Origin of the sequence: Oceanisphaera sp. W20_SRM_FM3, from assembly GCF_052119705.1 — a bacterium.
Classification (GTDB): Bacteria; Pseudomonadota; Gammaproteobacteria; order Enterobacterales; family Aeromonadaceae; genus Oceanimonas.
The window spans coordinates 22,426-46,161 of record NZ_JBGQOP010000022.1 but is presented as its reverse complement, the minus strand read 5'-3'; the positions used below and the strand labels follow the sequence as shown (position 1 = coordinate 46,161).

Sequence of the window (23,736 nt, the reverse complement as noted above, 5' to 3'; positions counted from 1 at the left end):
TACAAAGATAGACACCGACCTTGTAGTCCCACGCTTTAGGAATTGATACTCACCTTCCAGCCTACTGCGAATATTCACTGGATATTCGATTAAGCTGAAATGATTTGTCATGGCGAGACGAGCCCGCCCCTGCGAAGCAGGGTAGTTTAAAACTTTCCCGCTGAGACGGGAGTGCCAGCTAAAACGGCACACTACAAAAGACTGCGTTGTTTGTCGGTTGGGTTTAGATGTTGGATTCCCTGCTTTCTAATTTCTATTCACAACACACATAAGAATCAGCAAGCGGATAAATCTGGCCAGTTCATTTTACCTATTGGTATAAGTGTGGCTCTGTATTAGAGCCATAAAAAAGCCCAGCGACTGGGCTGGGCTCTTACGCTATTCATAGGGTGGTTAGATTAACGCACCTGACCTGCTAACTGCGGCGTAGCCTGATGGCTACCAATGATTGCTCTGATGCTCGCTTCATCTAGGCCTTGTTGAAACAAAGGCGCTAAGTCACGCATGTCTAACGGACGACTATCGGCATTACCTTCGGTGGTTAATGGCTCATGAGATTCGACGAACACTTGGCCGAATTCGTCTGTGCTCACTTTTAGCGCCTGGTTTACAATCTGTACCTGAGTGCCCTGATCAACTTGAGCAAACAGCCATTCTACGTGTTCTGGATACATACGAATACAGCCAGCACTGGCGCGTAAGCCTACATCTAATGGGTCGTTGGTGCCGTGAATTAAGTATTCACCACTGCCGTAGGCAAGACGCATGGCGTATTGACCCAAGGGATTATCTGGGCCGGCCGGCACTACTGCAGGCAGGGGCTTACCCATGGCTTCGTACTCACGACGCGTAGTACTAGTCGGTGTCCAGGTCGGATTCTTTCGCATCTGGCTGATACTCGTGGTGGTAAGTGGCGTGGCGCGGCCTACACGACCAATGCCGATGGGAAATACATATACGGCTTGTTCATTTTCTGGGTAATAGTAGAGGCGAAGCTCGGCCAAGTTAATGACGATGCCCTTGGTTGCGGCTTTAGGTAACAGCAGTTGGTTGGGGATCACTACCTGTTGGCCTGGCTTTATCAACAGCAGGTCTTGCTCTGCGTTAGCGGCCATTAACAAGATAGGGCTGACACCGTAATAACGGGCTAAGCTGGCCAACGTATCTCCATCTTGAGCTGTATGTAATAGCAATTGACCCACTGGAAGACCTTTATCGGCGGGTAATGGCAGTGGTGTAATATTGGCTAACACCGAAGTGCAAGGCAGTAGCAGTAGTAACAACGACAGCGCTAACTTTTTCATATCTGTATCTCATCATGCATTAAGTAAAGGTGGTCTTAAGGGCGTTAATTTTTTCTTAGTGCGTTCATCTGTTTGCAGCAACTAGAAAAAAGGGACGCGTCTAGCATCCCTATAAGACCTTGACTGGTGAATTAAGCTTCCAGCTCTTTTAAACACATTTCTTCATATATCTGCTTGCACCATGCTTTGACTCGAGCTGCAGTAAGCTCAGGCTGGCGGTCTTCGTCTATGCCTAAGCCAATAAAGTGCGCATCGTCCACTAAGGCCCGAGAGGCTTCAAACTCGTAACCCTCGGTTGGCCAATGGCCAATAATAATGGCGCCCTTAGGTTCGATAATCTCGCGCAATGTGCCCATGGCATCCAAGAAGTACTCGGCGTAATCTTCTTGATCGCCACAACCAAACAAGGCTACCAGCTTATCGTTGAAGTCGATATCTTCCAGTTCAGGAAAAAAATCATCCCAATCTGCCTGAGACTCACCATAGTACCAGGTGGGAATACCTAACAGCAGCAAATCGAAACCGGCGATATCTTCTTTAGTACTTTTTGCAATATCGTGTATTGCAATCAGATTCTTACCCAGCTCTTTCTGGATCATCTTAGCGATAGCTTCGGTGTTACCGGTATCACTGCCAAAAAACAGACCTACACTTGCCATAATAATGTTGTACCTGTCATAAATGTGAGTGGTTAGGCCGGTCGGCCTACTGACTATCTCGCAGCGCAAGCTGTTGTAGCAGCAAGGCCTGGATCAAATCGGCACGGCTTAGCTGTAGCTCTGTGGCCAATAAGTTTAATTTATCTAGCATTGCTTGATCGACTTTAAGCTCAATACGACTTAAGCCACGCGCTCGGTCACGCTTCAGTTGATTGCGTTTATTAAGCTTGAGTTGCGCTTGGCGGGGCAGGGGATTAGTCTTGGGCCTACCCGGTCGGCGCTCGTCGTCAAATAAGTCCAGTGTGGTAGTATCTTCGTCTTGCTTTGCCATGACTTAACCGACACCGGCCCCTTCCCACACGGCTTCTATGATGCCTTTAGCAATAAATCCGGAACAGCCCAAAAATAGCACAGCCCATACTATGTATCGGCCAAACTTAGGCACATTACCACGCTTGAGTACATCTTGAATGGCCAGACCAATCAGGAGGAAAATGGCGACAAAGAAAAACTTGAGGCCCCAAGTTTCCAGAAGCTCTATTTGTGCTAATGACATCACGCTGTCCGATCGTTTTAAATTTTTGCCACTATACCATAAAGCAAATGGCGCTGTTAACTGACCTTGCTTAAGAAATCCATCACCAAGCGGTTAAACAATTGCGGCTTTTCCGCGTGTAACCAGTGACCTGTGCCAGGGATCACTTTTGCCGTTGCCTTGGGAAATTGTCGTACCACTTGTGCTTGGTATTCAGGTAACAAATAATCTGACTCGGCGCCTTTAATAAACAGCACCGGCCCCTGATACGGCGGCTCAACTCCGGGCCAGTCCATAATATGCGAGTAGTTTTCCAGCAAGGCGTTAACATTAAAACGCCAGCTGTCCCTGTTCTCGGGAGTTTTGGGTGTGAAGGACTTCAGTAAAAACTGGCGCACGTCGGGTAGAGTGATGTGCTCACTCAATAGCGCATCCGCTTCCTTACGATTTGCGCAATCCGCAGCTGCCACCGCCGTTAAGCCGGCAAACACTTCTGTATGGCGAGCTTGGCGATAGGCCACCGGCGCCATGTCGGCTACCACTAAGCCCGCAATCAGCTTTGGGGCTATGCCTGCTGTCATCATGGCGATTTTTCCACCCATTGAATGGCCAATTAACCAAGGTTGCTTGAGTTGGAGTTGCTTGATTAACGCCACTATGTCTTGCGCCATTAGCGGGTAATTCATCTCGGCACTGCGTGGAGATAGTCCGTGATTACGCACATCTATGCTTACTACGTCGTAGTGATCAGTGAGCGCCTTAGCAAGACCATTTAAATTATCTAGGTTGCCAAATAAGCCGTGGATGAGGATCACCGTTTGACCTTGCCCTTGGCGGCGAAAATTCAGTTGCATCAGCATATCCCTGTCAAAAATCAAGGTCGATATTGTTACTTGCTCGGGCAAGCGGTGCAACCTACTTGGGCTGTTCGCCCGTGCCATGTATAATCAGATTCTGTCGTTGGGAGTGGACATGCCAAAAAATATGATGAAAACCATAGAGGTAGATGAAGAGCTTTATCGATATATCGCCAGCAATACGCGACATATCGGTGAAAGCGCCTCAGATATATTACGTCGTTTACTGAAAATTGACTCGCAAGCAGTAAGCCAAGAGCCGCAAAAAACAGCCGCTAAAGCTGAGCCTGATCACCCGTCGGGACAGGGCATAGAGCAGATGCTAAAGAGTGACGATCTTCAGTCTCAAGAGTCTGCCATTGACCGTTTTATGCACATATTGTCTGTTTTGTACCAAGAAAATCCGACTGCGTTTGCACAGGCAAATGACATTAAGGGCCGTAAGCGTATTTATTTTGCCGATGACGAAGCGGCCTTACTGGCCAGTGGCAACACCACTAAGCCTAAAGCCATCGCCGGCAGCCCTTATTGGGTGATCACCAACACCAATACCGGACGCAAGCGTAATATAGTGGCGCAACTGATGGCGGCCATGGGTTATGCACACGGCGTGATAGAGCGTGTATCGCAGAGTATTTGATTTTTATTTGTCAGCTCACGTTTATAAACTCACATGTCTAAATATGGATTTGTAAAAAAGGGAAAGTAATGAGCACACACCCCAGAGCGGGCTTGCGCGCCAAATCGGACGAACTCATTAATGTGCCGCGCTTAATGGCTGCCTATTACCAATTAACACCCGATGTGCGTGTCGCTGGGCAAAAGGTCGCCTTTGGCACCTCGGGTCACAGAGGCTGCGCGTTAGATATGAGCTTTAACCAAACGCATATCCACGCCATTTGCCAAGCAATCAGTGAGTATCGCGCGCTGCAAGGGTTAACTGGCCCCTTGTATTTAGGCATGGACACCCATGCCTTGTCCGAAGCGGCTTGGGGGTCGGCACTGGAAGTGCTCGTTGCTAATGGCATAGAAGTGCGAGTTCAAACTGAGCGCGGCTATACGCCTACGCCTGTGATCTCTCACGCTATTTTAAATCATAACCGAGCTAACCCAAATGACTTGGCCGATGGTATTGTGATCACGCCCTCCCATAATCCGCCCCGAGATGGCGGCATTAAATACAACGGTGCCCATGGGGGGCCCGCCTCCAGTGAGGCCACAGGTTGGATCCAAGATAGAGCTAATCAGCTGATCGCCGCCGATGGTGAGGGCATTCGCCGCCAAGATTTTAATCAAGCCGTGAGACAGGCGGTGGAATTTGATTACATCGAGCACTATGTGGCCGAGTTGGATGAAGTGCTGGACATGGCGGCCATCAAACAAGCAGGCATTCGTATCGGTATCGACCCCTTAGGCGGCGCAGGTTTGGCCTATTGGCCGCACATAGCTAAGCGCTATGGTTTAGATATAACAATAGTTAACTCAAGCCAAGACCCGACCTTTTCCTTTATGACGCTGGATCATGACGGCAAAATTCGCATGGATTGCTCAAGCCCTTATAGCATGGCCAACCTGCTGGCACTTAAAGACGACTTTGATATTAGTTGCGGTAATGACCCCGATTATGACCGTCACGGCATCGTCGATAGCCAAGGCTTGATGGATCCCAACCACTATCTGGCGGTGTGTATTCATTATTTATTTACCCACCGAAAAGAATGGTCTGCCGATTTGGCGGTGGGCAAAACGCTGGTGTCTTCTTCCATGATTGACCGAGTGGCGGCACAACTGGGCCGACGCTTAATGGAAGTGCCGGTGGGTTTTAAATGGTACGTGCAAGATTTATTGGTCGGCAAGCTGGGCTTTGTGGGTGAAGAAAGCGCCGGTGCTTCCTTTTTACGTAAAAACGGTGAGGTGTGGAGCACAGATAAAGACGGCTTTATTCCCTCTTTATTAGCCGCTGAGATCTTAGCCGTGACTGGCCTCACCCCTCATGCTTATTACGCCAACTTGGTCGCGCAACTGGGAGAGCCTGTGTATAAGCGGGTGGATGCACCTGCCAGTCTCGCGCAAAAGCAGGTATTGGCGACGCTCAACCCGGATGCGATTGAGGCGAGCACCTTAGCGGGCGATACCATTACCGCTCGCTTAACGACGGCGCCGGGTAATAACGCGGCCATTGGCGGTTTAAAAGTGGTGACCGAGCATGGTTGGTTTGCCGCGCGGCCCAGTGGCACAGAGCAAGTCTATAAAATTTACGCCGAAAGTTTTCGCGGTGTTGAGCATTTGGACTTGCTGATAGAAGAAGCCCAAACGCTCGTTAAGGCCGCATTTGATAAAGCCGGTGTTTAATTCCCCCTAGCAAGGTAAGCGGCGTGAGGCGTAAATCGTGAGAAAAGAGAGTGTTTTTCATTTTACGCCTTTAGCTTCAAATTATCGTTTTAACCGGTAACGCCTTGTATAAAGTAATTTGCCTCCTAGATTTAGTCTTTGAGTCTCGTTAACTCTTCCCCATCACCGCTCATCTTCGCTTTTACTCTCTGTATATGCGTTATCGAGAGCGTCTTTAGCCGCTTTATCAGCCATTGAATTGGAGGCATGATGCACACTAGCCCGCTTAATGACTTCTTGGCGCTCAGCCGCGCCCATCCCCATCATCTTGCTCCTTTTAGCGAGTCACTACCAAATGGCGCTCATATTCAGGTTTGGGACACAGGCGTGCTCTGTATTGAGCCGCACACCCCTGGTAACAAAGACATCGTTATTTCCTGTGGTATTCACGGTAACGAAACCGCTCCTATCGAAATGTGCGTACGGCTGTTGGCTGATATTGTCAGTGGCCGATTAGTCTGCGCACAGCGCTTATTGCTTATTTTTGGCAACTTAGAGTCCATGAATTTAGCAGTGCGAGAAATCGAAGAAAACCTCAACCGTCTGTTTTGTGGCGAGCATGCCAAAGGCAAGGTGCGTAATAAAGAGCGAGAGCGGGCCGCTAAACTTGAGCATTATGTGGCGCGTTTTTATCAAGCACGCAGCGGGGCTGTGCGGCTGCATTACGACTTACACACTGCCATCCGGGCTTCAAAGTATGAACAGTTTGCCGTGTATCCTTATATGGCGTCCCACCGCTATTCCCGTGACTTATTGGCTTTTTTAGCGGCAGCCGACATTAACACCTTATTACTGTCACACGCACCGGCACCTACTTTTAGTTGCTTTAGTGCCCAGCAGTTCGGTGCAGAGTCCTTAACGATAGAGTTGGGTAAAGTCATGCCCTTTGGCCAAAACGAGGCGGGGCGCCTCGGCCAATTGCAGCGCTGTTTGAGTGCAGAGCTCAGCCTCCTTAATTGGCAGCCACCCGCATTGAAGGTGGCAAAGATGCGGGTGTTTCAAGTGACGCAAGAAATCACCAAACAGAGTACACAATTTTGTTTCCACTTTGCCGAACAAGTGGCCAACTTTAGTGATTTTGCGCCCGGTACCTTGCTGGCCACAGACGGTGCCTTGGCTTGGCATGTGGCCGAATATACAGAAGCTGTAGTATTTCCCAATGCCGAGGTAGCGGTAGGCCACAGAGCGGCATTAATGGCGGTAGTCACTGAATTAACTGATAAAATGTTGTGTTGATTCCTATAGTTTAACCAATAAACACCGATGCTAAAGTTCGCTCTGGATCACATTTTATTGCTTTGTGGTCATTTTCAGTAAAATGTTGTGAACAAAATGTAGCTTTTAGGTGTCGCTTTGTGGCATTCTTTTTGTGCCTTAAGTTACAACCAAATGCACACTGCTGACGTCGTTTAAATATAAAAATCAGGACGTCACATTTCGACTACGTAAGGGAATCACGAATGAAGCAAATTAGTAAGCGCATTTTAACCGTCTCCGCTCTGGCCATGGCCGTAGCTGCACCATCTGTTAGCGCCGCTAACTGGTCTGATACTTTTGTTGGTTATCGTTATGGTTCTGATTTCACTGAACCGTTTAACTCTAATGATATTGAAAAGCATATCTTGAGCCTGACTCACGCCAGTGGTTATGACTATGGTCAAAACTTCTTTAACGTTGATTTGCTACAGTCCGATAATATGGATCCTGCAAATGGTGATAAGCGAGGTGAGGGTGATGGTGCATTTGAAGCCTATGTAACTTATCGTCACCAGCTGCTTTTAGGTAAAGTGTTTAATCAAGACTTTAGTTTTGGTCCAGTAAAAGAAGTAGCCTTGACTGCCGGTTTTGATTTGAACACAAAAAATACAGCAGTAGCTCCACGCAAGCAGCTGTTGGTAGTGGGTCCTACCCTAAAGTTTAATGTACCTAAGGGCTTCCTCGACTTCAGCGTCTTGTACGCTCACGAGCGTAATCATAACGGTACTAAGAATACTGCAGATGAAAGAGACATTACTTTTGATGACTACACAGTTTATAGCCTGAGCTGGGGACTTCCATTCCAAGCCGGTCCTGTACCTATGAAGTTCCAAGGTTTTGGTAACTACAACACGGCTAAAGGTAAAGGCACCGCAGAGGAGCAGTTAGTACGCGCATCTCTGATGGTCGATGTAGGTCAACTGGCCTTTAACAAGAGTAATGCCGTTTGGGCTGGTGTAGGTTACGAATACTGGAATAATAAGTTCGGTATTACCGATGTGCCCGGCGCTGATACTCATGCGCCAACGTTTAATCTAGAATGGCATTTCTAAGCTAACAGCGATGAACTTGCATTCCAGTTAGACTTAAAAAAGAGCGCTTAGGCGCTCTTTTTGCGTTGGTGTTTTAATAACTGGTGAAGCGTAAAAGCGGAAGATTTAGTTAAGGTTGCTGCAATAAGTGAAACGAGAATGTACAGAGGTGAGGATGAACCCTAGAAAATCGCGTTAACGAATCTTCTTAAGCTGCTTTAACTGCCAAATGGTTAGTGTGAGTTAGGAGAGGCGCTGCTCATGGTTTGGTGTTGATGTTAACTGGGGTATCTGCTTCTTTAATCTTACTCGCTTTAGGTACTTTAGGGCCGAAGGGGTAGCGCCTATGGGTGAAAATATAATGGTAAACACTGGCAAAGCCGACCATAAACAAGGTGCCAAACAAGGTCGGCAAGATAAAGTCCAGCGGCGCTAGCTCAGGATCCGCCAAATAAATCAAAATGGGATTGGCACCAGCGGGCGGATGCAGGGTGTCGGTTAACACCATTAAGGTAAAACTTAAGCCAAAGCACACCGCCAGCCCTATCATGGGATCGGGAATAAATTTTAGACCAATAATGGTCAGTATTGTGGTTAACAGATGACCCAAAATAACGTGCTTAGGTCGAGAAAGCGGCGCTGAGGGTAACAGCAGCAGCAGCACTAAAGTGGCGCCCAGCGGTGCACTGAGTACTATAAAATGGGTCCAGTCTTTCAGATAGCTCAACACTATCACGGCTGTGAACGCGGCAAGACCGGCGAGGGTTGCGTCACGCAGTCGGTGTTTTAGGTGCATATAACCTCAAGAGAAAATAAGAGTGGTGTGCGGCAGTTGGATGCATTTCGAGTTAAAAGTGTATTCAAAATACCTATAAAATAAAAGACGAGTTTGCAACTCCAACGTTATAAGTTAGTGCTGACGGCGATATAGCTGTTTACAAGACGGCGGCCAAAGAGCGATCAATTTAGCCTGATGTAGGTAATAGGGTCGCGCAGCAAGGGCTGAGCTATTAGCCGAGCCGCTAAGTGCTGTGAACGTTTTTGTTGTAAAATTATACGTTTAACAAAAAAAGTCTAAAGTTTCCGTAAAATTGCTGCATTAGTCAGCAGTTGAACATGTTTGCTATTTACAGCGGCCGCAAGTGTCCGTATTATCCATCTCGTTCGGAGGGGTGGCAGAGTGGTTGAATGCACCGGTCTTGAAAACCGGCATGGGTTTATAGCCCATCCAGGGTTCAAATCCCTGCTCCTCCGCCATAAAAAACGAAACAGGTCTTGCTGCAAAGCAAGGCCTTTTTTGTGTTTTAAATCCGTGAAGGGTGAAGCGCAAAGGGTGAAGTGGGTGCGTGGACTAAACCAAACACCCCAGCCTTTACCCTATTTTTGCCACGGAAGAACACGAAAACAGTTCACGTGCGACGAGAGATAAGATCCTATTGTTGGTAAGAGCTCCACTACTGCTAGCTGGGATGGCACTTACCGTTAGAGTCATTTTCAGATCTGATCACTATTTTTCCGTGTTCTTCCGTGTCTCTCGTAACAAAGAAGCGTGGCGAAAAAATCTTTAGTCTTGATCTTTCTCATAAAAACGCCGCTTCAGCTTGTTAGCTTAAGCGGCCTTGTTATTTGATCAGCGTTTGGTAATTAACGGGCGTTAATGGCGCCAATCATACGATCTAGGGCTTCTTCTAACATGGCGCGGGGGCAGCCAAAGTTAAGGCGAATAAAGTCACTGCCACCAAACTGACCGCCAGCTGACACGCCGACACCGGCTTGCTCAAAGAAACCAATTGGGTCTTCAAGATCCAGTGCACTAATATCAATCCACGCCAGATAAGTGGCTTGTGGTGACAGCACCTTTACGCCCGGCACCTGATTGAGGCGCGTTACGAGCAAGTCGCGGTTTTCCCGCAAATAGTCCAGCTGAGCCCTCAACCAATCGTCACCCTCTTTATAAGCGGCTTCTGCGGCTACAAATCCCAATAAGTTAACATCGGCCATAATGCCGCGCGCCGCGCGAGTGAAGCGATTACGTAATTCGGCATTAGGAATAATGGCGAAGGAGCAGCATAGACCGGCGATATTAAAGGTCTTACTTGGAGCCATTAAAACGATGCTGCGATTCGCCGCATCTTCATTTAAGGCCGCATAGGGAATATGCGCTTGGCTCTCGTCGAGCAATAAGTCACAGTGAATTTCATCAGAGCACACAATCACATTGTGACGTTCGGCAATCTCATTAATGGCCAGTAATTCCGCTTCGCTATAAATAGTGCCGCCCGGATTATGAGGGTTACACAGCAAAAATAAGTCGCTGTGTTTGGCCTGCTCTTCTAGCTGCTCTAAATTCACTAACCAACGACCATCTACTTCTACCATGTCCACATAGGCGGCCTTGCGTCCATGAAAGCCGGGTGCGTGCAAAAACGGATAATAAATCGGTTTAACGGTAATAATGTTGCCGTTAGGCTCACTAAAGGTCTCGCAGGCCAAGTTTAAAGCCGGTACCACACCTGGCATATACACCAGCCAGTCGGCGTCAATTTTCCAGTGATAGCGCTCCTGCATGCGCTTGATAATAAGCTCGGTTAATTCGTTGCTTGGGCGACTATAGCCAAAGATGCCATGCTCAACGCGCTCAGCAAGGGCCTTAATCACGGCCGGAGGCGCTTTAAACTCGGTGTCTGCAACCCACATGGGCAAAATGTCGGTGCCTTCGTATTTAAGCCACTTTAAGGCGCGAGTGGGGCGACGGTCTATCTGCTCATCAAAATCAAACATGGAATCTCTCAATATGGGCCTCTCAAAATAGGGGCTTTTGGGCAAAAGATAAGGGCTTCAGCATAAGGAAGCCGTGAGCGGCTGGCAACAAGCAGCCTAAGTTGTGGCTTTGGTGTAATGCTGGCGAATTAAGGTTAATAGTAGGCTGGCCGCAGGGCCCGGCGGGCTAGAATGAGGCAATACTAGATGCGAAAAACGCTTGCGCAATGCTTGATTCGTCATGGGTAAGCGCACCAAAATCTTGGCTTCCAGCAAAGGGGCTACCGCTTCCAGTGGTAACCAAGAAAAGCCCACGCCGCGGCGAAGTAACGACAAAGTGTCGTGTAGGTGATTGATCACCCAGCGTTGTTCGGCTTTTTCCCAGCCTTCTTCCGTTTCTTTACTCTCCGCAAGCACTAATTCTAGCTGTGCATCTAAGTCGAGTGCGCTCACCTCATCGAGTTCAGTGAGTACATGCCCAGGTGCGCATACCGGTACATAAACCGTACTCAGTAACGGCAAGCTAGTCACTCCGGCATCCACTTGACTAGCTAGCACCATATCGGCGGCTTGTTTGCTGATCACGGCTTGGCAGCCTGCGGGTTGAGCTTCCATTAAATGGATGCGGCATCCTCGCGATCGCAATGAAAAATCACTTAAGGCTTGATATAAGGGCTGACGGGGCAAAGAAGCCTCCACCACTATGCGCAATATCGGCTCCCAGCCACTGGCCAGTACATCGGCCAATAACTCCAGCTCTTGCATGCCATAGGTGAGCTTACGCGAGCGCTGCAAAAACACCTCACCTTCGGGGGTAAGATAGGCTTTGCGGCCTTTAACTTCTAAAAGCGCGACCCCTAATCCTTGCTGCAGCTTGGCGACAGCATGGTTAAGCGACGACTGACTTTTATTCAGTTTTTCAGCCGCCTGAGCGTAGCCCCCATGATCGACCACGGCTTGAAAAATACGCCATTGTTCAATGGTACTTTTTGGGCGGTACATGGGAGACTCTTCCTTGTGAATTAGGCTCAGCTAACGGTTACTTCCTTGCGTAAGGTGGCCAAGCAAATCAAGCATTAGGCGTTACGCTGCACTTTATCTGGTTGCGCATCGAGGGATTGGCCGTTAATGGCCAAGCTGTCTTTGCCCATTAAATACAGATAGAGCGACATGATCTCGGCGGGAGTGCGTAAGCTGGTCGGATCTTCACCCGGATACGCACGGGAGCGCATATCGGTGCGGGTGGCGCCGGGATTAATGCAGTTCACCCGTACCGAGCTATTGCTTAACTCATCGGCCAGCACTTGCATCATGCCCTCGGTAGCAAACTTGGAAATGGCATAGGTGCCCCAGTAGGCGCGGCCTTTCTTACCCACACCTGAGCTGGTGTAAATAATAGACGACTCAGGCGTGGCTTTTAACAGCGGCAACAAGGCTTGGGTCAGCAAAAATTGCGACTTAAGGTTGACCTGCATCACCTTGTCCCACTGATCTTCGCCGATCATTTCAAACGGACCTAACACGCTCAGATGGCTGGCATTAAATAACACGCCATCTAAGCGACCAAACTGTTGCTTAAGGGTCTCGCTCAAGTCTTGATAATGGGTCTTAGTGGCGCCGTTTAAGTCGAGCGGAATAATGGCCGGCTCTGGGCTGCCTTGGGCAAGTAACTCATCGTACACAGCTTCTAGCTTGTTCACGGTTTTGCCGAGCAAGATAACGGTAGCGCCGTGGGCACCATAATGCAGTGCGGCTTGGCGGCCAATGCCATCGCCGGCGCCGGTAATTAAAATCACTTTTTCTGCCAGTAAATCGGGGGCTGCATGATAATCGAGCATCTGGGCTGGGTTCTCTTAAGTAATAGGTAATAAGTAACTGTTAAACAGATAATACTGGGATCAAACCAGACTCTGGGCTGGGATGCTAGTGTTAAGCACTAAAAATACTGGTCTAAGGTGTTGCTGTACAAGCGAAAGCAGCTTTAGCTAGACGATAAGTAAAATGACGGTTGGTGTTCTAGCTTAAGACTTTTACAATGGGCCTTTAGGCTTTGTGCCGGTCTCAAGGATACCTTATGTTAGATTTTTTTTACCAGTATGGCCTGTTTGCCGCTAAAGCCCTGACCTGGGTGTTAGCCATAGGATTTGTCATTGCGCTGATAGCCAACGCCGCCATGCGGCCAAAGAAGGGAGCGAATCGCCTAAATTTAGAGGATGTGAGTGCAGACTTACACCAGCAGCAACAGCAATTACAAATGGCTTGTGCCCTCAACGATGCCGAGCGCAAGCAGTTAAAGCAGCAATTTAAAGCCGCAGCCAAAGCCGATAAAAAAGCCCAAGACGACAGGGCGCGCCTCTATGTACTGGATTTTAATGGCAGCATGGACGCCCATGAAGTGAGTGGGTTAAGCCGCGAAATTACCGGCTTGCTGCAATTGGCCAAGGCGGGCGATGAAGTCTTGGTGCGCTTAGAATCCGGTGGCGGTGTGGTGCACGGCTATGGTTTAGGTGCCGCCGAATTAGCGCGTATTAAAGCCCATGGTCTTAAGTTAACGGTTGCCGTTGATAAAGTGGCAGCCAGTGGCGGTTACATGATGGCCTGTGTGGCAGAGCGCATTATTGCCGCGCCGTTTGCTATCGTCGGCTCCATCGGCGTGGTGGCGCAAATGCCTAACTTTAATAAATTTCTGAAAAATAAAGACATAGATGTGGAGTTGCACACCGCCGGCGCCTTTAAGCGCACCTTAACGCTGTTTGGTGAAAACGACGACGCGGGCCGCGCTAAGTTTCAGCAAGAGTTGGAAGTTATCCACCACAGATTTAAAGACTTTATCGCGCAAAACCGCCCCGCCTTGGCGCTGGAAAAAGTGGCCACCGGTGAGCACTGGTTGGGCACAGATGCACTGGAGTTAGGCTTGGTGGATGAATTATCGACCAGCAGTGAATACTTGCTGAGCCAAAGCGGGAACAAGCGGGTGATCCGCCTGCATTATCAGCCCAAGAAAAACCTCAAAGACAAGCTCAGCCAAGCGGTCGAATTAGGCATCAGTCGTGCGGTACTTAAGTTTATCTCTGCCGCCCAACGGCCGTTTAGTTAATAAAGGTGAAGAGTGAGATGTAAGGCGTGAAACGCATAAACAAACACCTCACCTTTTACTCCTCACTCCTCACTCCTCACTATTCGAGTTGAAACTCATACACACTGCCTAAGTTTAAAACTTGGCTTAGCTCATCCAGAGCGCTGCGCGATTCAAGCAATAAATCAGGGTCGCGCAAGTCGCTCACGCTTAATTGATCTCGGTAGTGACGCTCCACCCAAGTGTTGAGTTGGGTAAAAAGCGCATCATTCATCAAGCAAGCCTTGTTTGTGGCTGCCAACTCGGCTTGGGTTAGAGCCACCCGCAGGCGTAAACAGGCAGGGCCGCCACCATTGCGCATACTCTGTTTTACATCAATATAATGCACCGCTTTAATAGGCGTGTTTAAGCTGGGTAACCGGTCTAAATAGGCCTTGACGCTGGGGGTGTGCGCGCATTCTAAGGGCGCAATAATCGCCATATTCCCGGGAGCTAACGTCACGATTTGCGTGTTAAATAAGTAGCTACTGATGGCGTCCGCTAACGGCACCTCAGCCTGAGTAACGGCAAGCAAATGCAGCTCGGTATTAGGTAACTTAGCCCTGATTTCGCTCAAGACGGCAGGCGTATCTAAAAACGCCAACTCATGAAAAAACAGCAGGTTTTGGTTGCCTACCGCAATCACGTCGTTGTGAAACACGCCCTGATCGATCACATGCGGGTTTTGGGCAATAAACAGCGTATTGTGCTCGCTCAAACCGTGTAATCGGGCCACGGCACGCGAGGCTTCCAACGTTTGACGGGCTGGGTAGCGCTGTGGCGCAGGTAAATGCCCATTAAAAGCGCAGCGCCCATACACAAACAACTCAAGCCCGGGTTCATGATAATCAATACACAAGCGCGTGTGGTTAGCCGCACCTTCATCGCCAAAGGCGTCTTGACCGGGTAGCGCAGGGTGATGGCAGAAATAATCATCATGATTAAACACCCGACGCAAGATAAGGCCCGTAACCTCATGCTCGATGGCGCGGTGAAACTTATTATTCAGGTTGGCGGGCGTAATATGCACGCGATTATCTTGGGTGTCGGCGCTAGGGGAAATGGTGGCCGCATTGGCAGTCCACATGCTGGAGGCCGAGCAGACTGCGGCTAATAACATAGGATCGGAGAGATAGGCTTTGTCCAGCACTTGGGCGTCACTGCCACTAAAGCCCAGTCGGCGCAAGGTATGCACGTCGGGGCGTTCTTGAGGGGCTAATACCCCTTGGATTAAGCCTAAATCGCTTAAGGTTTTCATTTTTTGTAAACCTTGTAGTGCGGCTTGTTTTGGATTCGAACTCGCTTGTGCGCTACTTTGTGAAGCCACATTGCCGTAAGACAGCCCAGCGTAGTTGTGAGTAGGGCCCACTAAGCCATCAAAGTTGACCTCAAAGGACAGTGCTGTGTGCGAGTGCTGCGCCATAGTCTGGCTCCTTAATTGCTGCGTGCGTAATGCTTAATATGAGCGCTGAAAATGGCGGCTTTTTACTTTTGCGCCATTATAGGTGGCTTTCTGTGTGAGTTGTAACTTAACATTAACAGCAATCGCGGGTGTGAGAGCACACCAGCAAAGCTAAACTAGCTTTACGCAAAATATAAGTAAACATAAGTAAAACATAACTAAAACATAACTAAAACATAACTAAAACATAACTAAAACAATGCCTAAAAAGCGGACGAACAGTCAGCCTAGCTAAAAAACCGGTTGATTCCTGTTGGTATCAAGGCGTTAATAAGACCATATAAATTCGATTCATTTTCTGCGGGCAAGTTTGCATTCCACGGCATTTTCACTTATACAGCCGTCATCACCTTGCCGCCGGACCCCAGCTTGGGGCCAGACCTGAAGGATAGAAACGCGCTTTATGAGTAAATCGCTGGTAATAGTGGAGTCGCCTGCTAAGGCAAAAACCATCAACAAATATCTGGGCAAAGACTTTATCGTCAAGTCTAGTATCGGTCACGTGCGTGACTTGCCGACCTCAGGATCGGCCATTGCTAAAAAAGCGCCGGCCAAAAAAACCGATACCAAAACGCTGAGCCCAGAACAAAAGGCCAAATTGAAAGCGCAAAAAGACCAAAAAGCCTTGATTGCGCGCATGGGCATAGATCCCAACAATGGCTGGCAGGCAAACTATCAAATTTTGCCGGGCAAAGAGAAGGTAGTCACCGAATTACAAGCGCTGGCCGAAAAAGCCGACATCATCTATCTCGCAACGGATTTGGACCGCGAAGGGGAAGCCATTGCTTGGCACCTCAAAGAGCTGATCGGTGGGGACGAGTCGCGCTTTAAGCGGGTAGTATTTAACGAGATCACCAAGTCTGCTATTCAAGAAGCTTTTAGTCAGCCCTCTGAGCTCAATCAGTTTCGCGTGGACGCCCAACAAGCGCGCCGTTTTTTAGATCGCGTGGTTGGCTACATGGTGTCGCCTCTGTTGTGGAAGAAAGTGGCCCGTGGCTTATCTGCAGGCCGCGTACAATCGGTAGCGGTACGCTTGCTGGTAGAAAAAGAGCGCGAGATTAAAGCCTTCGTCCCGGAAGAGTATTGGGATATTCAAGCCGAGCTCAGCAATACCGATAAGCTGGCGCTATCGATGGCGGTGGCAAAATTTAAGGGCAAAGAATTTAAGCCCGATAACGAAACCGACGCCATGGCAGCGGTGTCCAGTCTTAAGGCCGCTACCTATGAAGTGGTGTCGCGCGATGATAAGCCCACCCAAAGCAAACCATCGGCGCCTTTTATTACGTCTACCTTGCAGCAGGCGGCCAGCACCCGCTTAAGCTTTGGTGTAAAACGTACCATGATGTTGGCCCAGCGCTTGTATGAAGCCGGCTACATCACCTATATGCGTACCGACTCCACCAACTTAAGCCAAGAAGCGGTAGCCAGCGCCCGCGAACTAATTGAACAGCAGTTTGGTGCTAACTACCTGCCAGAAAATCCTATCGTTTATAGCGCCAAGGCCAATGCCCAAGAAGCGCACGAAGCGATTCGTCCATCGGACGTGGCGTTAACGGCAGAAAACTTAGATGGCATGGAAGCGGACGCCAAGCGTTTATATGACTTGATTTGGCGCCAGTTTTTGGCCTGCCAGATGATGCCTGCGTTATATGACAGTACCACTATCACGGTGCGTGCCGGTGACTATGACTTGAAAGCCCGTGGTCGCATCTTGCGCTTTGCCGGTTGGACCAAGGTGCAAGAAGCCGCCAAGGGCCGCAAAGGCGAAGATACCGTCTTGCCGGCGGTGCAAGCTGGCGAGACCCTTAAACTTGAGCAGCTGGACCCTAAGCAGCACTTTACCAAGCCACCGGCGCGCTTTAGTGAAGCGGCCTTGGTACGTGAGCTAGAAAAGCGCGGCATCGGCCGTCCTTCGACTTATGCGGCTATTATCTCGACCATTCAAGACCGCGGTTATGTAAAAGTGGAAAGCCGTCGTTTCTATGCGGAGAAAATGGGCGAAATTGTCGCCGACAGGCTGCAAGAAAGTTTTGCCGAGCTGATGAACTACGACTTCACCGCGCAAATGGAAAGCAAGCTCGATGAAATTGCTCACGGCGAGCTGAACTGGACCACAGTACTGGACGCCTTTTACGCGGAATTTACAGAAGAGCTGGCTAACGCCGAACGACCCGCAGAAGAGGGCGGCATGCGCGCCAATGAAATGGTGCTCACCGACATTAAATGCCCGACCTGCGACCGAGATATGGGCATTCGTACCGCCAGCACAGGCGTGTTTTTGGGCTGCTCTGGCTATGCCTTGCCGCCGAAAGAGCGCTGTAAGCAAACCATTAACTTGGTACCCGGTGATGAGTTTGTACTGGCTAATGACGAAGAAGCCGAAACCGATGCCCTGCGTGCCAAGCACCGTTGTGAGAAGTGTGGCACCGCCATGGATGCCTACTTTATCGATGATAAGCGCAAGCTCCATGTGTGTGGTCAAAATCCCGACTGCGATGGTTATGAGTTGGAAGAAGGGCAGTTTAAGCTCAAAGGCTACGATGGCCCAGTGATCGAGTGCGATCGCTGCCAAGCCGAAATGCAGCTGAAAAATGGCCGCTTCGGTAAGTACATGGCCTGTACCAATGAAGAGTGTAAAAATACCCGCAAGATCTTAAAAAATGGCGACGTAGCACCGCCCAAAGAAGATCCTGTGCATTTACCCGAACTGCCTTGTACTCAGTCTGACGCTTATTTTGTGTTACGCGATGGCGCATCCGGTATCTTTATGGCGGCCAGCAATTTCCCTAAGTCGCGAGAAACCCGTGCGCCCTTAGTGGAAGAGCTGGTGCAGTTTAAAGACCGATTGTCACCTAAGTTCTTGTATCTGACCGAGGCGCCGACCCAAGACCCCGACGGCAACAAAGCCGTGGTGCGTTATAGCCGCAAGAATAAAGAGCAGTACGTGATGACGGAAATTGAGAAAAAAGCCACCGGCTGGACCGCGCATTATGTGAACGGCAAGTGGGTGCAAGCTGAGAAAGGCAAGAAGTAACCACTGACGTGAGTGAAGTCAGCTAAGGTAAAAAGGCCAGCACTCAGTGCTGGCCTTTTTCATTGAGAAAATCGGCTATCTTTACGCTTGGTGTTTGGTGCTATATTTTTTCGCTTCACGCTTCACAAAAAGGACTGAATATGGATATTCAAGAACTCAAGCCAGGTATGCAATGCCACACCACTGTGGGCTCCGGCTATATACTGGAAGTCGATGTGCCTAACCACCAGCTGTTGTTGCAGGGCGAAGATGAGCTGCAGCCTTTTTACGTGCATATCAGTGAAGTGCTGGCAGAAAGGCCAAGCTAGGCGGTTAAGCCAGTATAGTGTGATAAAAACGTGACGAGACAGTGGTGAGAAAAAAGGCCGTTATCGGATGATAACGGCCTTTTTCTATGGGACTAGCGTGAGCGGTTGCGAAGAACTAACTAAGCAGGCAACAACTCTTGATGCAGGGTGTTCACTACGCGGTCTGAGTCGGCTTCTGGTACTAAGAAACACAGGTTATGAGAGCTGGCACCGTAGCAGATCATGCGCACGTTTACGTCAGATAAGGCTTTAAATACCTGAGTGCCGGTACCGCTGACTTCGCTCATGCGATTACCGATTAAGGCTATCAACGCCAAGTCGTGCTCTACTTGCAAATGACAATGTTTGTTCAGCTCTTCACGCACTTCGTCCGTTAACAGCTCGGCACCTGAGTCTAGGGTGAGCGATACGCTGATCACCGAGGTGGTGATCAAATCCACGGAGATTTTATGCTTGGCCAAGATGCCAAACACTTCCGCCAAGAAGCCGTGCACCTGAAACATGCTCTGGTTGGTGAGTGTGAGCAGCACCTGATTGCGGCGCAGGGCAATGGCGCGAAACAGCGGCTGGCTGTCGGTTTCATTACGGATCCAGGTGCCGCCGGCTTCAGGCTCTCGGCTTGAACCCACAAATACCGGAATTTGCTGGCGTACCGCCGGCTGCAGGGTAGCTGGGTGCAAGACCTTAGCGCCAAAAGTGGCCATTTCTGAGGCTTCGCTGAAGCTTATCTCGCGAATCGGGCGCGCCGTGGTGACTAAGCGTGGATCTGTGGTGTAAATGCCTGGCACATCGGTCCAGATCTGGATGGCTGCGGCGTTGAGCGCCTCAGCCAACAGGGCGGCAGAAAAATCACTGCCGCCACGACCAAGGGTAGTGGTGCGACCATCTTTGGCGGCGCCGATAAAGCCTTGGGTGACCACTAGTTGATTAGCACACAAGGGCAGTAGTTCTTTTGTGACTTCGGCCTGTAAATTAGCCAAATCTGGGGTGGCGCGGCTAAAGCGGTCGTCGGTGCGCATCACTTTGCGCACATCAAACCACACCGCAGGCGTGCCACGGCTGCGCAATAGCTCCACAAACAAGCGCGTCGAAATTAGCTCACCCTGAGACACGATTTCATCGTGCAAGGCCTTGGTGGGGCTAATAGCGGCGCTGTCAGACAACTCTTTGATGTGCACTAAGATGTCGTCAATGTGTCGAGTCAACATTTCCGGCTTATCTAGGCTATTGAGAATGCCTTGCTGAATATCGGTGAGTTGCTTTAACAAGGCGCTGCGCGCCTCGGGCTGCTGCTCGCCGGAAGCCAGCGCCACCAAAATATTGGTCACGCCAGAGCTGGCGCTCAATACCGCCACTCGGGTGTCGGGATTTTGTTCAAGAATGAGGGCACAACGACTCATGGCCTCGGCGTCTATGACGCTGGTACCACCAAATTTAGCAACGGTTAACTGGCTCAACTGCAGCTCCTTGAATAGGTGCAAATAAAAAATAATGGGAAACGGCTGCAAACAGTGAGGAGTGAGGGGGTGAAGAGTGAAGCGTTAAACATGAGGTCAGGTGCTGTGATAGCGCTCAGGATCTACGAATTACGGTTTACTTGTCACGCCTACACTTCACGCCTTACGGTTACTTGTAGTCAAGACCAAAGGTCACTTAGAAGCACGCCAGCCCTTGGTTAGGCGACAGCCTGAAGGATTCAGCCCTCATAGCCGAGGAGCTCAAACTGCTCTTGAGCTCCTCTCGGCGTTATCTCCCCTGGCCGAGCATGATGGGAGTAGCAGCTCCTAGCACCGGTTACCTGAATAACGCACCTCTTCTGCCCGAAAATCGGGCCACACATCTTTACTAGCTAGTGCTTTATTGTCAACTGATGAAAGACTTAGATTAAGTCTTTCATCATAATTTTCGAGCGACGCTGGTAGTTATACAGCGCTTGCTTGCCCATTGGCAGCGCGCTCACGTCTACCGGCTCAAAGCCGCGTTCTCTAAACCAATGAATGGAGCGGGTGGTTAAGATAAACAGTCGGCTCATGCCGCGCTTCTTCGCCTGCTCTTCTACCTTAAGCAACAACATGTCGCCGCGGCTGCCCCGTCGGTAGTCTGGGTGTATGGCCACACAGGCCATTTCCGCCATGGCTTCTTCTGGGAAGGGATATAAGGCGGCGCAGCCAATAATGGCGCCATCTTTTTCGATGATGGTGAACTGATCTATCTCCATCTCTAGCTGTTCGCGGGAGCGGCGCACCAAGACGCCTTCTTCTTCGAGCGGACGGATCAGATCCAAGATGCCACCTATGTCGTCGATGCGTGCCTGACGGGCCTGCTCGGCACTTAGGCTCACCAATTGGGTGCCTAAGCCGTCGCGGGTAAACAGCTCTTGAATAAGGGCGCCATCTTCTTTGTAGCTCACCAGATGGCTGCGTGGCACGCCGGCGCGGCAGGTGGCAATGGCCGCGCGCAGATAGCGCGCCGTGCCAGACAAGGTATCGCCCTCGGCTATCTGCTGTTGCAAGTGTTCTTCGGCTTGTTCTGGGAACAATTCAGGAATGGCCACGCCTTCTTCGTTAAGCACGCCCAGCTGGGAGCAAAAACCAATCAACTTAGTGGCTTTTAGCTCAATGGCTAAGCGACGTGCTAATTCTTCGGACGATAAGTTAAAGCTCTCACCTGTGACAGAGAAACCAATGGGCGAGATAAGCACGGTAGCGCCATTCACTAATTGGTGATTGATGGCGTCGGTGTGAATACGGCGCACCCGGCCTGAGTGTTGATAGTCGACGCCGTCGTCTACACCCAAGGGCTGAGCGGTCACAAAGTTACCGGTCACCACGTTGATGCGGGCATTTTGCATGGGTGTATTAATCAAGCCCATGGATAAGCGCGCCATTATGTCCATCTGCAGGCCGCCACACACGTCTTTGATGATGCGAAAGCTGTGCTCATCGGTCACGCGGGTGTGTTTATGAAACACATTGTCTAACTTGGCCTCGCTCAAGCCTCGGTCAATTTGCGGACGGGCGCCAAACACTATCACTAAGCGAATGCCAAGGCTGGTCAATAGCGCTATATCACTGATGATATTAGGGAAGTTTTCTTGATCTATGGCTTCGCCGCCCAACATCACCACGAAAGTAGAGCCTCTATGTAAATTCACATAGGGGCTAGATTGACGAAACGCTTTTACTAATGCTGCATCTATATCGCGCACAGAGCATCCTTGGCTAACAAAGGCTAAAACAGCATGTTCGTGAAAAATCATGCAAAAAACAAGAGTAAATATTTACTTTTAGTCGATAAAAATCGAGTGGCGACGTTAACCTGTGCCATTTATTGGGGCAGCTAGCAGGGCTTAAATGAAAGGATTAGCAGAGGTTTAGGCTTAAGTTTGATCTGGCGCATTTCGACTTGAAAAATGCGAGCCAGTGCTAAGAATGCGAGGCACTTTGTCGAGGGCTTTATGTTAGGCTTCATTTGTAGAACATAGAGTAAAAAACACCCTAATAGCTATAGCCAAAATAACAAAAAAGCCAAAATAACCAAAATAACAAAAAGAGAGAGAAAACATGCAAAGGAAGCTGTCTTTACTCACCTTAGGAGGGCTGGGCTTACTGTTCAGTACTTCAGTTGCGGCGGCTGAATTGCCGCTGGATTTAACTCATACCAACATAGGTATGTTTGCGCTCGCCGTGTTCGCCTTCGCCTACATCTTGGTGATGGCCGAAGAATATCTGCATCTGAGAAAGTCTAAGCCGGTATTAGTGGCCGCAGGTATTATCTGGGTCGCCATCGGTTGGGTCTATATGAATAATGGCATCGGTGACCTACCCAAAGAAGCCTTTCGTCATAACTTATTAGAATACGCAGAGCTGTTGCTGTTTTTGCTGGTGGCCATGACCTATATCAGCGCCATGGAAGACCGCGGCCTGTTTGATGCCTTGCGTTCTTGGATGATCCGCCGCGGTTTTAGTTATAAGTCGTTATTTTGGCTCACCGGTATCTTGTCGTTCTTTATTTCGCCGGTGGCAGACAACTTAACCACGGCGCTGTTGATGAGTGCCGTGGTGATCAAGGTGGCCGAGGGCGATAAGAAATTTATCAATATCTGCTGCATTAATATCGTTATCGCCGCTAACGCCGGTGGTGCCTTTAGCCCCTTTGGTGACATTACTACTTTAATGGTGTGGCAAGCGGGCATCATTGAATTTAATGAGTTCTTCATTTTGTTTATTCCGGCTGTGGTGAACTATTTAGTCCCGGCCATTATCATGAGTTTCTTTATTGAAAATCGTTGCCCAGTGGCTGTGTATGAAAAAGCCGTATTGAAGCGAGGCGCACTGCGCATCGTCTTTTTATTCTTGTTGACGGTAGCCACCGCCGTGGCCTGCCAAAGCGTGCTCGACTTGCCGCCGGTACTGGGCATGATGACGGGCCTCGGCTACTTACAATTTTTCGGCTATTACCTGCGTCAAACCTTGGAGAGTTCGGTGGCGCGCAAAAAAATTATGGCCGCCAAGCGTGGCGATGAAGAAGCCTTGGAACGCTTAGGCAGCGTGGTGCCGTTTGATGTGTTCAGCAAGGTGGCTCGTGCTGAGTGGGACACCTTATTGTTCTTCTACGGCGTGGTGATGTGTGTGGGTGGCCTCGGCTTTATGGGTTACTTGGCGCTGGGCTCTGAGCTGTTATACGGCAACTGGGATGCGACTTATGCCAACATTGCCATCGGCTTGATCTCGGCTGTGGTCGATAACATACCCGTGATGTTTGCGGTATTAACCATGAACCCTGAAATGTCTCACGGTAACTGGTTGCTGGTCACCTTGGCTGCGGGCGTGGGCGGTAGCTTGTTGTCGGTGGGCTCGGCGGCGGGTGTGGCTTTAATGGGACAAGCGCGCGGCATGTACACCTTCGGTGGTCACCTGAAGTGGGCTCCAGTGATTTTGCTCGGCTACGTAGCCAGTATGATGGTGCACCTGTGGTTGAATGCCGAGAGCTTCAATATCTTTGGCTAAGGCTGGATAGCCTG

20 protein-coding genes, 1 tRNA gene and 1 riboswitch are annotated in these 23,736 nt (G+C 49.7%); of the genes, 9 read left to right on the top strand and 12 right to left on the bottom strand.

Going from position 1 to position 23,736, the window contains the following annotated elements; all coding sequences use genetic code 11:
• Positions 1-398: 398 nt before the first annotated feature.
• The 5 genes from ACEN2G_RS11560 to ACEN2G_RS11540 all read right to left on the bottom strand — a co-directional run bounded on the left by ACEN2G_RS11560 (position 399) and on the right by ACEN2G_RS11540 (position 3,352).
• Positions 399-1,304, bottom strand: coding sequence for a L,D-transpeptidase family protein (locus ACEN2G_RS11560; RefSeq protein ID WP_442021654.1), 906 nt, complete (start codon positions 1,302-1,304; stop codon positions 399-401).
• Positions 1,305-1,435: 131 nt separating this feature from the next.
• A complete protein-coding gene (gene fldA, locus ACEN2G_RS11555) occupies positions 1,436-1,963 on the bottom strand; it encodes a flavodoxin FldA (protein ID WP_442021652.1) in 528 nt (175 codons plus the stop codon).
• 46 nt (positions 1,964-2,009) lie between these two features.
• Positions 2,010-2,294, bottom strand: a complete 285-nt coding sequence (gene ybfE / locus ACEN2G_RS11550; RefSeq protein WP_442021650.1) for a LexA regulated protein — start codon at positions 2,292-2,294, stop codon at positions 2,010-2,012.
• Between the two features lie 3 nt (positions 2,295-2,297).
• Positions 2,298-2,519 (bottom strand): DUF2788 domain-containing protein, encoded by a 222-nt coding sequence (locus ACEN2G_RS11545; protein WP_442021648.1) that lies wholly within the window; start codon positions 2,517-2,519, stop codon positions 2,298-2,300.
• Between the two features lie 56 nt (positions 2,520-2,575).
• Positions 2,576-3,352 carry an alpha/beta fold hydrolase gene (locus tag ACEN2G_RS11540; protein WP_442021646.1) on the bottom strand — a complete coding sequence of 259 codons (777 nt, stop codon included), beginning with the start codon at positions 3,350-3,352 and terminating at the stop codon, positions 2,576-2,578.
• Between the two features lie 133 nt (positions 3,353-3,485).
• On the opposite strand from ACEN2G_RS11540, the gene seqA reads away from it, so the two are divergent.
• The 4 genes from seqA (at position 3,486) to ACEN2G_RS11520 (ending at position 8,055) form a co-directional block, all read left to right on the top strand.
• Positions 3,486-3,995 (top strand): replication initiation negative regulator SeqA, encoded by a 510-nt coding sequence (gene seqA, locus ACEN2G_RS11535; RefSeq protein ID WP_442021672.1) that lies wholly within the window; start codon positions 3,486-3,488, stop codon positions 3,993-3,995.
• Positions 3,996-4,063: 68 nt separating this feature from the next.
• On the top strand, positions 4,064-5,707 hold the full coding sequence (gene pgm / locus ACEN2G_RS11530; protein ID WP_442021644.1) for a phosphoglucomutase (alpha-D-glucose-1,6-bisphosphate-dependent): 1,644 nt from the start codon (positions 4,064-4,066) through the stop codon (positions 5,705-5,707).
• 246 nt (positions 5,708-5,953) lie between these two features.
• On the top strand, positions 5,954-6,982 hold the full coding sequence (astE, locus tag ACEN2G_RS11525) for a succinylglutamate desuccinylase (protein ID WP_442021642.1): 1,029 nt from the start codon (positions 5,954-5,956) through the stop codon (positions 6,980-6,982).
• A gap of 224 nt (positions 6,983-7,206) precedes the next feature.
• The gene (locus tag ACEN2G_RS11520) at positions 7,207-8,055 is read left to right on the top strand and encodes an outer membrane protein OmpK (RefSeq protein WP_442021640.1); all 849 of its coding nucleotides are present in this window, start codon (positions 7,207-7,209) and stop codon (positions 8,053-8,055) included.
• A gap of 238 nt (positions 8,056-8,293) precedes the next feature.
• Here ACEN2G_RS11520 and ACEN2G_RS11515 read toward each other — a convergent pair whose 3' ends face one another.
• The gene (locus tag ACEN2G_RS11515) at positions 8,294-8,830 is read right to left on the bottom strand and encodes an HPP family protein (RefSeq protein ID WP_442021638.1); all 537 of its coding nucleotides are present in this window, start codon (positions 8,828-8,830) and stop codon (positions 8,294-8,296) included.
• 370 nt (positions 8,831-9,200) lie between these two features.
• Here ACEN2G_RS11515 and ACEN2G_RS11510 point away from each other — a divergent pair.
• Positions 9,201-9,291, top strand: a tRNA-Ser gene (locus tag ACEN2G_RS11510).
• 387 nt (positions 9,292-9,678) lie between these two features.
• Here ACEN2G_RS11510 and ACEN2G_RS11505 read toward each other — a convergent pair.
• The 3 genes from ACEN2G_RS11505 to ACEN2G_RS11495 all read right to left on the bottom strand — a co-directional run bounded on the left by ACEN2G_RS11505 (position 9,679) and on the right by ACEN2G_RS11495 (position 12,632).
• Positions 9,679-10,815: a MalY/PatB family protein gene (locus tag ACEN2G_RS11505; RefSeq protein ID WP_442021636.1), complete on the bottom strand. Its 1,137-nt coding sequence runs from the start codon at positions 10,813-10,815 to the stop codon at positions 9,679-9,681.
• 96 nt (positions 10,816-10,911) lie between these two features.
• Positions 10,912-11,796 (bottom strand): LysR family transcriptional regulator, encoded by an 885-nt coding sequence (locus ACEN2G_RS11500; RefSeq protein ID WP_442021634.1) that lies wholly within the window; start codon positions 11,794-11,796, stop codon positions 10,912-10,914.
• A gap of 74 nt (positions 11,797-11,870) precedes the next feature.
• Entirely contained in the window at positions 11,871-12,632 is a 762-nt protein-coding gene (locus ACEN2G_RS11495) for a YciK family oxidoreductase (protein WP_442021632.1), read from the bottom strand.
• A 236-nt stretch (positions 12,633-12,868) separates the two neighbouring features.
• Between ACEN2G_RS11495 and sohB the strand changes: the two genes are divergently transcribed.
• On the top strand, positions 12,869-13,891 hold the full coding sequence (gene sohB / locus ACEN2G_RS11490) for a protease SohB (RefSeq protein WP_442021630.1): 1,023 nt from the start codon (positions 12,869-12,871) through the stop codon (positions 13,889-13,891).
• Positions 13,892-13,970: 79 nt separating this feature from the next.
• On the opposite strand, the gene astB is transcribed toward sohB, so the two are convergent.
• Positions 13,971-15,332, bottom strand: a complete 1,362-nt coding sequence (gene astB / locus ACEN2G_RS11485) for an N-succinylarginine dihydrolase (RefSeq protein WP_442021628.1) — start codon at positions 15,330-15,332, stop codon at positions 13,971-13,973.
• A 442-nt stretch (positions 15,333-15,774) separates the two neighbouring features.
• Here astB and topA point away from each other — a divergent pair, with 442 nt between their 5' ends.
• Together topA and ACEN2G_RS11475 are read left to right on the top strand one after the other, a co-directional pair.
• Positions 15,775-18,405: a type I DNA topoisomerase gene (topA, locus tag ACEN2G_RS11480; protein WP_442021626.1), complete on the top strand. Its 2,631-nt coding sequence runs from the start codon at positions 15,775-15,777 to the stop codon at positions 18,403-18,405.
• Positions 18,406-18,545: 140 nt separating this feature from the next.
• The gene (locus ACEN2G_RS11475) at positions 18,546-18,713 is read left to right on the top strand and encodes a hypothetical protein (protein WP_442021624.1); all 168 of its coding nucleotides are present in this window, start codon (positions 18,546-18,548) and stop codon (positions 18,711-18,713) included.
• Between the two features lie 119 nt (positions 18,714-18,832).
• Here ACEN2G_RS11475 and lysC read toward each other — a convergent pair whose 3' ends face one another.
• Positions 18,833-20,170, bottom strand: a complete 1,338-nt coding sequence (gene lysC, locus ACEN2G_RS11470; RefSeq protein ID WP_442021623.1) for a lysine-sensitive aspartokinase 3 — start codon at positions 20,168-20,170, stop codon at positions 18,833-18,835.
• Positions 20,171-20,362: 192 nt separating this feature from the next.
• Positions 20,363-20,537: riboswitch (Lysine riboswitch) on the bottom strand.
• A gap of 55 nt (positions 20,538-20,592) precedes the next feature.
• Positions 20,593-21,921: an amino-acid N-acetyltransferase gene (argA, locus tag ACEN2G_RS11465; protein WP_442021622.1), complete on the bottom strand. Its 1,329-nt coding sequence runs from the start codon at positions 21,919-21,921 to the stop codon at positions 20,593-20,595.
• 355 nt (positions 21,922-22,276) lie between these two features.
• Here argA and nhaD point away from each other — a divergent pair, with 355 nt between their 5' ends.
• The gene (gene nhaD, locus ACEN2G_RS11460) at positions 22,277-23,722 is read left to right on the top strand and encodes a sodium:proton antiporter NhaD (protein WP_442021621.1); all 1,446 of its coding nucleotides are present in this window, start codon (positions 22,277-22,279) and stop codon (positions 23,720-23,722) included.
• Positions 23,723-23,736: the final 14 nt, after the last annotated feature.

Excerpts from the sequence above, each read along its gene's own strand:
- ACEN2G_RS11560 (WP_442021654.1), bottom strand. The coding sequence starts at position 1,304 with ATGAAAAAGTTAGCGCTGTCGTTGTTACTACTGCTACTGCCTTGCACT.
- fldA (WP_442021652.1), bottom strand. The coding sequence starts at position 1,963 with ATGGCAAGTGTAGGTCTGTTTTTTGGCAGTGATACCGGTAACACCGAA.
- ybfE (WP_442021650.1), bottom strand. The coding sequence starts at position 2,294 with ATGGCAAAGCAAGACGAAGATACTACCACACTGGACTTATTTGACGAC.
- ACEN2G_RS11545 (WP_442021648.1), bottom strand. The coding sequence starts at position 2,519 with ATGTCATTAGCACAAATAGAGCTTCTGGAAACTTGGGGCCTCAAGTTT.
- ACEN2G_RS11540 (WP_442021646.1), bottom strand. The coding sequence starts at position 3,352 with ATGCAACTGAATTTTCGCCGCCAAGGGCAAGGTCAAACGGTGATCCTC.
- seqA (WP_442021672.1), top strand. The coding sequence starts at position 3,486 with ATGAAAACCATAGAGGTAGATGAAGAGCTTTATCGATATATCGCCAGC.
- pgm (WP_442021644.1), top strand. The coding sequence starts at position 4,064 with ATGAGCACACACCCCAGAGCGGGCTTGCGCGCCAAATCGGACGAACTC.
- astE (WP_442021642.1), top strand. The coding sequence starts at position 5,954 with ATGATGCACACTAGCCCGCTTAATGACTTCTTGGCGCTCAGCCGCGCC.
- ACEN2G_RS11520 (WP_442021640.1), top strand. The coding sequence starts at position 7,207 with ATGAAGCAAATTAGTAAGCGCATTTTAACCGTCTCCGCTCTGGCCATG.
- ACEN2G_RS11515 (WP_442021638.1), bottom strand. The coding sequence starts at position 8,830 with ATGCACCTAAAACACCGACTGCGTGACGCAACCCTCGCCGGTCTTGCC.
- ACEN2G_RS11505 (WP_442021636.1), bottom strand. The coding sequence starts at position 10,815 with ATGTTTGATTTTGATGAGCAGATAGACCGTCGCCCCACTCGCGCCTTA.
- ACEN2G_RS11500 (WP_442021634.1), bottom strand. The coding sequence starts at position 11,796 with ATGTACCGCCCAAAAAGTACCATTGAACAATGGCGTATTTTTCAAGCC.
- ACEN2G_RS11495 (WP_442021632.1), bottom strand. The coding sequence starts at position 12,632 with ATGCTCGATTATCATGCAGCCCCCGATTTACTGGCAGAAAAAGTGATT.
- sohB (WP_442021630.1), top strand. The coding sequence starts at position 12,869 with ATGTTAGATTTTTTTTACCAGTATGGCCTGTTTGCCGCTAAAGCCCTG.
- astB (WP_442021628.1), bottom strand. The coding sequence starts at position 15,332 with ATGGCGCAGCACTCGCACACAGCACTGTCCTTTGAGGTCAACTTTGAT.
- topA (WP_442021626.1), top strand. The coding sequence starts at position 15,775 with ATGAGTAAATCGCTGGTAATAGTGGAGTCGCCTGCTAAGGCAAAAACC.
- ACEN2G_RS11475 (WP_442021624.1), top strand. The coding sequence starts at position 18,546 with ATGGATATTCAAGAACTCAAGCCAGGTATGCAATGCCACACCACTGTG.
- nhaD (WP_442021621.1), top strand. The coding sequence starts at position 22,277 with ATGCAAAGGAAGCTGTCTTTACTCACCTTAGGAGGGCTGGGCTTACTG.